The organism is Saccharomonospora saliphila YIM 90502, from assembly GCF_000383795.1.
Taxonomy (GTDB): domain Bacteria; phylum Actinomycetota; class Actinomycetes; order Mycobacteriales; family Pseudonocardiaceae; genus Saccharomonospora; species Saccharomonospora saliphila.
The window spans coordinates 64584-73804 of sequence record NZ_KB912672.1; the positions used below are offsets into that span (position 1 = coordinate 64584).

10 protein-coding genes and 1 pseudogene are annotated in these 9221 nt (G+C 72.9%); 7 read left to right on the top strand and 4 right to left on the bottom strand.

Features of this window, described 5'->3' with window-relative positions; translation table 11 throughout:
- The 3 genes and pseudogenes from SACSA_RS0111830 to priA form a co-directional block, all read left to right on the top strand.
- Positions 1 to 361 (top strand): annotated as a pseudogene (locus SACSA_RS0111830) (MFS transporter); the annotation flags it as partial.
- Positions 362 to 371: 10 nt separating this feature from the next.
- Positions 372 to 1001 carry an imidazole glycerol phosphate synthase subunit HisH gene (gene hisH, locus SACSA_RS0111835; RefSeq protein WP_019816114.1) on the top strand — a complete coding sequence of 210 codons (630 nt, stop codon included), beginning with the start codon at positions 372 to 374 and terminating at the stop codon, positions 999 to 1001.
- 76 nt (positions 1002 to 1077) lie between these two features.
- Positions 1078 to 1812 (top strand): bifunctional 1-(5-phosphoribosyl)-5-((5-phosphoribosylamino)methylideneamino)imidazole-4-carboxamide isomerase/phosphoribosylanthranilate isomerase PriA, encoded by a 735-nt coding sequence (gene priA, locus SACSA_RS0111840; RefSeq protein WP_028661798.1) that lies wholly within the window; start codon positions 1078 to 1080, stop codon positions 1810 to 1812.
- A gap of 45 nt (positions 1813 to 1857) precedes the next feature.
- Here priA and SACSA_RS0111845 read toward each other — a convergent pair whose 3' ends face one another.
- From SACSA_RS0111845 to SACSA_RS0111855, 3 genes are all read right to left on the bottom strand, one after another.
- Positions 1858 to 2247 carry a PPOX class F420-dependent oxidoreductase gene (locus SACSA_RS0111845; RefSeq protein WP_019816118.1) on the bottom strand — a complete coding sequence of 130 codons (390 nt, stop codon included), beginning with the start codon at positions 2245 to 2247 and terminating at the stop codon, positions 1858 to 1860.
- A gap of 95 nt (positions 2248 to 2342) precedes the next feature.
- Complete coding sequence (locus SACSA_RS0111850) at positions 2343 to 3371, bottom strand: iron-siderophore ABC transporter substrate-binding protein (protein ID WP_019816120.1); 1029 nt, start codon at positions 3369 to 3371, stop codon at positions 2343 to 2345.
- A gap of 124 nt (positions 3372 to 3495) precedes the next feature.
- Positions 3496 to 5340, bottom strand: a complete 1845-nt coding sequence (locus SACSA_RS0111855) for a hypothetical protein (RefSeq protein ID WP_232212935.1) — start codon at positions 5338 to 5340, stop codon at positions 3496 to 3498.
- Between the two features lie 159 nt (positions 5341 to 5499).
- Between SACSA_RS0111855 and hisF the strand changes: the two genes are divergently transcribed.
- Both hisF and hisI read left to right on the top strand, forming a co-directional pair.
- Entirely contained in the window at positions 5500 to 6273 is a 774-nt protein-coding gene (hisF, locus tag SACSA_RS0111860; RefSeq protein WP_019816124.1) for an imidazole glycerol phosphate synthase subunit HisF, read from the top strand.
- A complete protein-coding gene (hisI, locus tag SACSA_RS0111865) occupies positions 6270 to 6653 on the top strand; it encodes a phosphoribosyl-AMP cyclohydrolase (protein WP_019816126.1) in 384 nt (127 codons plus the stop codon). Before hisF ends, hisI begins: the two co-directional genes overlap by 4 nt.
- A gap of 17 nt (positions 6654 to 6670) precedes the next feature.
- Here hisI and SACSA_RS0111870 read toward each other — a convergent pair whose 3' ends face one another.
- A complete protein-coding gene (locus tag SACSA_RS0111870) occupies positions 6671 to 7291 on the bottom strand; it encodes a TetR/AcrR family transcriptional regulator (RefSeq protein WP_019816127.1) in 621 nt (206 codons plus the stop codon).
- A 103-nt stretch (positions 7292 to 7394) separates the two neighbouring features.
- On the opposite strand from SACSA_RS0111870, the gene SACSA_RS0111875 reads away from it, so the two are divergent.
- Both SACSA_RS0111875 and SACSA_RS22635 read left to right on the top strand, forming a co-directional pair.
- Positions 7395 to 8948 carry an anthranilate synthase component I gene (locus tag SACSA_RS0111875; protein WP_019816128.1) on the top strand — a complete coding sequence of 518 codons (1554 nt, stop codon included), beginning with the start codon at positions 7395 to 7397 and terminating at the stop codon, positions 8946 to 8948.
- Positions 8941 to 9221, top strand: a 281-nt coding sequence (locus tag SACSA_RS22635; protein WP_019816129.1) for a Trp biosynthesis-associated membrane protein, incomplete at its 3' end; no start/stop codon positions are given. The genes SACSA_RS0111875 and SACSA_RS22635, both read left to right, overlap by 8 nt.

Genomic DNA, 9221 nt, shown 5'->3' on the forward strand with positions numbered 1-9221 from the left:
CGCCCGGGGGCCGGGCCGGATGCTGTTCGGCGCGCTCGCCTGCGCCGCCGCCGGACTGGCGGTGTTCGCGCTGCTGGCCGAGCTGTCCGGCTGGGCGATCGTCGCCGTCGTGGCGGTCGCGGTGTTCGGCGTCGGCTTCGGCGTGGTGCAGAACGACGCGCTCGTGGCGATGTTCGCCCGATCCCCGGCGGCCACGGCCAGCGTGTCCTGGAACGTCGCCTTCGACGCGGGACAGGGACTCGGCGCCGTGGTCGTGGGCGCGATCATCTCCGCGAGCACGGCGGGCGCGGCGTTCGCCCTGCTCGCGGTGTGGGCCGTGGTGCTGTTGCCCGTGGCGTGGAAGGCGGGCAGAAGCGGTTAGGCTGGCGGGCGTGGCTTCCGTCGTGATCCTGGACTACGGTTCCGGCAACCTGCGCTCGGCCGAGCGCGCCGTGCGGCGCACCGGCGCCGACGTGGAGGTGACCTCCGACCCGCACGCCGCGCTGGAGGCCGACGGACTCGTCGTCCCCGGCGTCGGGGCGTTCGCCGCGTGCATGCGCGGGCTGCTCTCCGTCGGCGGCGACAGGATCATCGGCAAGCGGCTGGCCGGGAGCAGGCCGGTGCTCGGCATCTGCGTGGGCATGCAGATTCTCTTCGAGCGCGGGGTGGAGCACGGCGTCGCGGCCGAGGGAGTCGGGGAGTGGCCCGGCACCGTGGAACGGCTCGAAGCCGATGTCCTTCCGCACATGGGCTGGAACACCGTGCGCCCGCCCGCCGGGTCGACGCTGTTCGCGGGCCTGGACGCCGACACCCGGTTCTACTTCGTGCACTCCTATGCCGCCCGTCGCTTCACACTGGACTCGGAGTTGCCGAGCGGACACCCGCTGATCACTCGCGCGCACCACGGGGAGGACTTCGTCGCCGCCGTGGAGAACGGTCCCCTGTGTGCCACCCAGTTCCACCCGGAGAAGTCCGGCGACGCGGGGGCTCAGTTGCTCCGTAACTGGGTGCGCTCGCTGTGATCCTCTCCGGGGACGCGAGGGAGCGCGCCGCGTCCTGCCCGTCCGGCGGCGCGCGCGTTCTCCTATAGTGGCCGCCGTGACGTTCACACTTCTTCCGGCCGTCGACGTGGCCGACGGGCAGGCGGTACGCCTGGTGCAGGGCGAGGCAGGAACCGAAACGGCCTACGGGTCCCCGCTGGAGGCGGCGCTGTCCTGGCAGCGTGATGGCGCGGAGTGGATTCACCTCGTCGATCTCGATGCCGCCTTCGGCACCGGGTCGAACCGTGAGCTGCTCGGTGAGGTCGTCGGCAGGCTCGACGTGGACGTGGAACTCTCCGGCGGCATCCGCGACGACGAGTCGCTGGCCGCCGCGCTGGCCACGGGCGCGCGCCGGGTGAACCTCGGCACGGCCGCGCTGGAGGACCCGGAGTGGAGCGCCAAGGTGGTCGCCACGCACGGCGACCGGGTGGCGATCGGCCTCGACGTGCGGATCACCGACGAGGGACACCGGCTGGCCGCGCGCGGGTGGACCCGCGACGGCGGTGATCTCTGGCAGGTACTGGAGCGGCTCGACCGGGACGGCGCCGAGCGTTACGTCGTCACCGACGTCAGCAAGGACGGCACCCTGCGCGGCCCGAACCTCGACCTGCTGCGCGAGGTCACCGCCCGCACCGACGCAGCCGTGATCGCCTCCGGCGGGGTTTCCAGCCTGGACGACCTGCGTGCGCTGTCGACCCTGGAATCCGACGGTGTCGAGGGAGCGATCGTGGGCAAGGCGCTCTACGCCGGTGCCTTCACCCTCCCCGAGGCGCTCGCGGCGGTCTCGGACTGACTCTCCGGGCGAACCCCCCAGCCCGCGTCCGAGGGCGGGGTGTCGCTAGCCGTCGACGGCGACGGCGATGCCCACCGTGCGGGCCCGCCCACCGCGCAGCCTGCTGAGCAGCATCGTGACGCGGCCGAGTACACCGTAGTCGCGGGCGATCACCCGCCGGGCGCGTTCGCTGCCGTCCGCGTCGAGAACGCGGGCGGTGCCCTCGACCTCCGGCCCGTGCACGCGGCGTCCGAGCGCGTCGCAGGCGACCAGGCGCACGCGGGGGGTGTGCCGGATCCGCTTGACCTTGCCCGCGTCGCGCTTGCTGAACAGCACGAGGTCATCGCCGTCGGTGGCCACCCACACCGGCGTGGCCACCGCCTCACCGGTGCGGCGGAACGTCGTGAGCAGCACGTACTTCTCCGACCCGAGTCGTGCGATCCCGCCGGGCATCATTCCACCCTAGCCGGAGGCGGGGACGGTCGCGGCCACGACGGCGCCGACACGTCGCCCGCCGCCGTGGGCGAGGTGCGGGCACCGTCAGCCCGCCGTCAGCCCGTGGTGGCCGGATCGCCGTCCACGGCCGCATCGAGCCTCGGCGTGAGCCGGTCGAGCAGGTAGGGCAGGCTCAGCACGGACACGTGGGAGAAGGCACGTCCGACGTCGCTGTTCTCGTCGACGAGGACCTCGCGGTGTTCCCGTGCCACGCGCATCCGGTTGTACAGCGGGTCCTTCCGCAGCGTGTCGCCGCCGTCGGTGGTGAGCCAGACGACGGCGTCGGTGTCGAGAAGCTCGGCCCGTTCCCGGCTCACGCTCGCGCCGAACTCGTCACCCACCACCGTGTCGAGTCCCGGCGGCGGGGAGAAGCCCAGCCCGGCGAGAACGCGGGTGCGGGGGTCGTCGGGCCCGTAGACGAAGTATCCCTCGTGCAGGGTGGCCACGACGGCGCCCGCCCCCGCGAACTCGGGGTGGCGCTCGCGGACCTCGGCGAAGCGCCCCTCCACCTCGGCGACGAGGCGACGCGCCTCGGCGGGCCTGCCGACGGCCCGGCCGACCGTCGTGGTGAGGTCCTGCCACGGGATGCCGAAGTCCGGATGCCCCTCCGGTGGGGCGATCGTGGGCGCGATGGCGCTGAGTGTGTCGTAGTCCTCCCGCGTCATCGCCGAGTACAGGCCCAGGATGAGGTCCGGTTCCAGCGCGGCGATCCGCTCGAACCGGATGCCGTTGTCGTCGCGCAGCACCTCGGGCGGGTCGGCGTCCCCGAGAGCGTCGCGGGCCCAGGGCCCCACCGCGCCCGGGTAGTCGCCGAGCCAGCGGGTCGTGGCCACGGGAACCACCCCGAGCGCCAGCAGCGCGTCCTGGTCGGTGAACCCGACGGTGACCACCCGTCGCGGAACCTCCGGCACGGTCGTCGAGCCGTACCGGTGCTCGATCGTGGCGGGCAGGGCGCCGCGTTCCGGGGTGATGGCGGGCTCGGGCGACGGGGCCGCGGGTTCCGCGCCGCCCGAGCACCCGGCGAGCACCAGGACGGCCGACAGGGCGACGGCGAGGCCGCGCGAGCGGGGAGAGGCAGCCGACATGGCACTGAGGTTCGCCTAACCTAACCCCACGGTCAAGGCCCGCGTCGTGTGTGCTCGGTCTACTCGGGGGCCCGTCCGCGCGCCACGGCCACCGGTGCGGAGCCGTCGTCGCTGGACGGTGCGCCTACTCCGGCACCCGGGCGTCGCCGGGTCCCTGGTGCCGCTCGGAGGCCTCCTGGTAGTTGTCGCCCGCCCGGTCGTCGTCGGCGCCCGGCCGCTCGGGCGGGGGCTCGCTCGGCGTGGTCTGACCCCGCCGCAGCGTCGGCCCGCAGTCGCGCAGCGGCGTGACTCCCGCGCGTTGCTCCACCCACGTGGTGGTGTGGTCGGCGTAGTCCCGGACCTCCGCGAGCAGCTCCGGGGTGGCCACCGCGTCCTTGCGCACCCAGTCGCCGTGCGGTTTGTCCTGGTAGAGATCGAAGTGGATGGGGTAGTAGTCCTCCGGCAGCCGTGGGTCGTAGCTGATGCCCGTCCCGCCGCTCCACGGCTCGCGGACGTGAATGAACGTGGGCCGGGCCTCGGTGTAGACGTACTCGCGCTGGGCCGCCTTGTCGTGCTCCTTCGCGAGTTCGGCGAACCGGCTGTGCGTCAAGCCCGCCATGTCGACAAGGGTGAGGTCGCTGGTCATCGCCGAGCCGCCCAGGTCGGGCAGCAACAGCGACGCGTCGTCGAGTCCGAGGATGTCGGCGTAGCCGTTGAACACCCGGCCGAACCGGTCGGCGACGTAGCAGGCGCTGATGTTCGGCTGGTCGTGGAAGTCCTCTGCGGACTCGGCGAACGCCGCCGAGCTCGGCAGCAGCGTGATCGTCAGCGCGGCCGCAAGCCATGCCCGCATCCGGGTGCTCGCGCGCCGCAGTACCTGCGCCGTGGCCAGGGTGGTGGCCAGCGCGCCGAGTACCCAGATCGGGGTGGCGAACCGGAACTGCTCCATCCAGTCCGGCTCCAGCACCGCGTAGGCGGCCACGGCGAGACCCAGCGGCACCAGCAGGGCCAGCAGCCCGCCCCGCCACCACGGCGCCGTGGCCAGCGTGTATCCGACCACCGCCATGAGCAGCAGCGCGGCGGGCGCGCCGACGTAGGCGACGAGTTCGCCGGGACGGGTCATGTCGGTCAGGGTCGGCAGGTCCTGACCCTTGGCCACCGACGGACTCGACAACAGTTGGCCGAACTCGATCAGGCGCCACCCGAAGTAGGCGCCGACGAGAGCCCCGAACGCGGCGGTGGAGATCAGCGCGTATCGCACGCTGGCCACCAGCGTCGGGCGGCTCAGATGGCCGAGCAGGACGAACGGGTACGCACCCGCGTAGATCAGCCCCTCCGGCCGGGTCAGCGCCGCCAGCGCGGCGAGGCCCCCCGCGCCGAGCGCGACCCGGGGGCTGAGCAGCCGCCCGTCGAGCACGGCCGTGAACAGCAGCACGGCCAGTGCGGTGATCAGCAGCGCGTACAGCGAGTTCTCCAGTCCGGAGTAGCTCCAGATCACGAACGACGGCGTGGCCGCGAGCAACCCGCCGACCGCGAGCGGCACCAGCCACGCCCGGGTCAGCACCCGGCGCGCCGCGACATGGCAGAGGGCGAGGATGCCCGCGCAGCACAGCAGCGCGAGGGCCTTGGGAAAGAGCACGTAGTCCGGGACGCCGAACAGCGTGCCGTGGTCGAACAGGCCGACGAGCCTGCCGACGGCGAGCAGCAGCAGCCAGGTGGGATTGGAGAACCCTTCGACCGGCGCGGCCCCGGGCTGCACGACGGGCCCGAGACCGTCGGTGACGCTGCGCGCGTAGGCGAACGTGATCGCCGCGTCGTCGATCAGCCAGTGGCCGTAGAAGGACGCGTGCAGGCCGATCAGAGCGGTCCCCGCGGACACCGAGGCGACGGGAGCGAGACGGCCGCGCGCGGTGGAGCGGGGGTCGACGGGGCCGCCCCCCGCGGGTGACTCGTGGACGGTCCGCACGTCTCCCATCGAGACGAGTGTCATGGCCTTACTGTAGAGAGGCACGGTGTGGTCCCACGTTCGGGTCATGTGCTGTCCGCGTCGGACTCACCGCGCGCCGTCGTCGGGCGTCGGCGTGTCACCGGGCACACGGCGCGGACGCGGGGTGCCGGGTCCGGCCGGGGGTGTCGGTAGGCTGGCGGCATGTCCGTCGCGGTGCGCGTGATCCCCTGTCTCGACGTCGACGCGGGCCGGGTGGTCAAGGGAGTGAACTTCACCGGCCTCCGGGACGCGGGCGATCCCGTCGAACTCGCCCGCGCCTACGACGCCGAGGGCGCCGACGAGCTGACCTTCCTCGATGTCACCGCGTCCTCCGGCGAGCGCGAGACCACCTACGACGTCGTCCGCCGTACCGCGGAGGAGGTGTTCATCCCGCTGACGGTCGGTGGCGGGGTGCGCAGCACCGACGACGTGGACCGGCTGCTGAGGGCTGGCGCGGACAAGGTGAGCGTGAACACCGCCGCCGTCGCGCGCCCGGAACTGCTGCGGGAGGCATCCCAGCGGTTCGGCGCGCAGTGCGTGGTGCTGTCGGTGGACGCCCGGCGGGTTCCGGAGTCCGCGCCGCCGACGGCGTCGGGATTCGAGGTGACCACCCACGGTGGGCGCACCGGGACCGGTATCGACGCCGTCGAGTGGGCCGTGCGCGGCGAGGAGCTCGGGGTCGGCGAGATCCTGCTGAACTCGATGGACGCCGACGGGACGAAGGCGGGTTTCGACCTCGAACTGCTGCGGCTGGTGCGGGCGGCGGTCCGCGTCCCGCTGATCGCCAGCGGTGGCGCGGGCGCCGTGGAGCACTTCCCGCCCGCCGTGCGGGCGGGTGCCGACGCCGTCCTCGCGGCGAGTGTGTTCCACTTCGGCGAGATCAAGATCGGTGCGGTGAAGGACGCCCTGCGCCGCGACGGGGTGGAGGTCCGGTGAGCGGCGGGCTCGACCCGGCGATCGCGGAGCGGCTCACGCGCACCGCCGACGGCCTCGTGTGCGCGGTGGTCGTCGAGCACGACACCTCCCAGGTGCTGATGGTGGCGTGGATGGACGACGAGGCCTTGCACCGCACGCTGACCACCCGGCGAGCGACCTACTTCTCCCGCAGCAGAGGACGGTTGTGGGTCAAGGGGGAGACCTCGGGACACACCCAGTACGTGCGTGAGGTGCGGCACGACTGCGACGCCGACACCCTCCTGGTGCGGGTGGAACAGACCGGGCCCGCCTGTCACACCGGCACCCGGTCGTGCTTCGACTCCGGCGAGCGGGTGCTGTTGTCCGACGCCGGGGGTGCCGAGGGAAGCGGCCGCGCCTGAACTCGGCGTCGCCGCGCTCACCCCGGTGGGCCGGGCTCGCCGGTGAGGTAGCGCTGCAGCGTCGGGCCGATCGTGGCGACGAGCTGCTCGACCTCGGCCGAGGCGACCGGTTCCAGTCCGACGACGTAGCGCATCATGCCGAGTCCGACGAGTTGCGTGGCGCACAGGGCGGCGCGCAACTCGGCGCGGTCGGCGGCCGCGATGAGGGCGACCTCGCCGATGATCCCGTTGACCAGCGTCTCCTTCAGCACGGCGAGCGCCTGCTCGTGCGTGGTCACGCTGCGCACGAGGCCCACGAACACCTCGCCGCCCGCGCCGTCCCACAGCGTGACGAAGGTCCGCACGATGTTCTCGCCGACGTGGTCGGGACCGTCGGCGGTGACCAGCGCGGGCAGGTCCCTGTAATCGAACGGCACGTGCAGGATCGCCTGCGCGAACAGGCCCTGCTTGCCGCCGAACCAGTGGTTGACCATCGCGGCGTCGACACCGGCGCGGTGCGCGATGGCGCGGACGGTGGCGCGGTCGTAGCCGTGCTCGGCGAACACCGACCGCGCGGCGTCGAGCAGGGCGGCGCGGGTGTCGTCGCCCGCCGGTCGGCGGCCTCGCCTGCGCGGCGGCGTGCTCCGGGGAGTGCTCACGGTGCCATGATGCCGGGTCCGGGCAATGAATTCAACACGTGTTGAATTGATCGGCGGACGTGCCCGATGACGGGGCCGGGGCCGCTGACGGCACAATGAGGTCATGGTGACTGCCCACTCCCTCGACACGGCGGCCAGGGGGCTCGGTGACGTCAGCCCGGACCGGGACGACTTCCGCGCCTTGGCGCGTGACCGCCGGGTCATCCCGGTGGTGCGCAAGCTCCTCGCCGACGCCGACACGCCGCTGGCGCTGTACCGCAAGCTGGCGGGCGACCGGCCGGGGACGTTCCTGCTGGAGTCGGCCGAGAACGGGCAGTCGTGGTCGCGCTGGTCGTTCATCGGGGTGCACAGCCCCGCTGCGCTCACCGTGCGCGACGGCGAGGCGGTGTGGACGGGCACGCGCGTCGAGGGCCTGCCCGTGGGCGGTAACCCGTTGACCGTGCTGCGGGAGACCATCGAGTTGCTGCACACCGAGCCCTTGCCCGGCATGCCCCCGCTGACCGGCGGGATGGTCGGCTACATCGGCTACGACTCGGTGCGCTGGGTCGAGCGCCTGCCCGAGCTGGCCGAGGCCGACCTCGACATCCCCGAGCTGACCATGCTTCTGGCCACCGACCTGGCGGCCTTCGACCACCACGAGGGCACGGTCACGCTCATCGCGAACGCGGTGAACTGGGACGATTCCCCGGAACGGGTCGATGCCGCCTATGACGACGCGGTGGCGCGGCTGGACCGCATGACCGCGCGGCTGGCCGCGCCCGCCCCGGCGACCAACGCCGCGTTCGACCGCCCCGCGCCCGAGTTCACCCGGCGGAGGGCCAAGGCCGACTTCCACGCGGCGGTGAACCGCGCCGTGGAAGCCGTCCACGCGGGCGAGGCGTTCCAGGTCGTGCCGTCCCAGCGGTTCGAGATGAGCACGGGTGCCGACGCGCTGGACGTCTACCGCGTACTGCGAACCTCCAACCCGAGTCCCTACATGTACCTGCTGCGCCTCGACGGCTTCGACATCGTCGGGTCCAGCCCCGAGTCGCTGGTGACGGTGCGCGACGGCAGGGCCACCACGCACCCGATCGCAGGGACACGGTGGCGGGGCACGGACCCCGAGGAGGACGCGTGGCTGGCGAAGGACCTGCTCGCCGACGACAAGGAGCGCGCCGAACACCTGATGCTGGTCGACCTCGGGCGCAACGACCTCGGCAAGGTCTGCCGCGCCGGCAGCGTGCGGGTGGTCGACTTCTTCACCGTGGAGCGCTACAGCCACGTGATGCACATCGTCTCCACGGTCACCGGTGAGCTCGCCGAGGGCGCCACGGCGTTCGACGCCGTGCGGGCGTGCTTTCCGGCGGGGACCCTCACCGGCGCGCCGAAGGTCCGCGCGATGGAGCTGATCGAGGAACTCGAACCCACGCGCCGCGGGCTCTACGGCGGCATCGTGGGCTACCTCGATTTCGCGGGCGACGCCGACACCGCCATCGCCATCCGCACCGCGCTGATGCGTGACGGCGTCGCCTACGTGCAGGCCGGCGGGGGTGTGGTCGCCGACTCCGACCCCGACTACGAGGACACCGAATCGCTGAACAAGGCAAGGACCGTGCTTTCGGCGGTGGCGGCGGCCGACACGATGCGACCCGCGGGAACGGCCGACAGCGGTGACTGACGAGGACAGGGCCGTCACGGACGGTTCAGGCACGACACCGGGACGGACGGCACGCGGTCTGTTGTGGACCGTCGTGGTGGCGTTGCTGCTCGCGGCCGCCGCGTTGGCGGGCTCCTCGGCGCTGACCTGGGTGGAGGTGCCGCCAGGGATCGCCGTGGACGGACGAGTCGGCGGGGATCTCTCCGGCGGTGACGTGGAGTCCTGGCCCGGGCCGATGGCCCTGCTGGCGCTGGCGGCGGTCGCCGCGTCCCTGGCCCTGCGCGGGGTGGCGCG

Coding starts and splice junctions, on each gene's coding strand:
- SACSA_RS0111845 (WP_019816118.1), bottom strand. CDS start 2,247: ATGATGCCCGGCGGGATCGCACGACTCGGGTCGGAGAAGTACGTGCTG.
- SACSA_RS0111850 (WP_019816120.1), bottom strand. CDS start 3,371: ATGTCGGCTGCCTCTCCCCGCTCGCGCGGCCTCGCCGTCGCCCTGTCG.
- SACSA_RS0111855 (WP_232212935.1), bottom strand. CDS start 5,340: ATGACACTCGTCTCGATGGGAGACGTGCGGACCGTCCACGAGTCACCC.
- hisF (WP_019816124.1), top strand. CDS start 5,500: ATGTCCGTCGCGGTGCGCGTGATCCCCTGTCTCGACGTCGACGCGGGC.
- SACSA_RS0111875 (WP_019816128.1), top strand. CDS start 7,395: ATGGTGACTGCCCACTCCCTCGACACGGCGGCCAGGGGGCTCGGTGAC.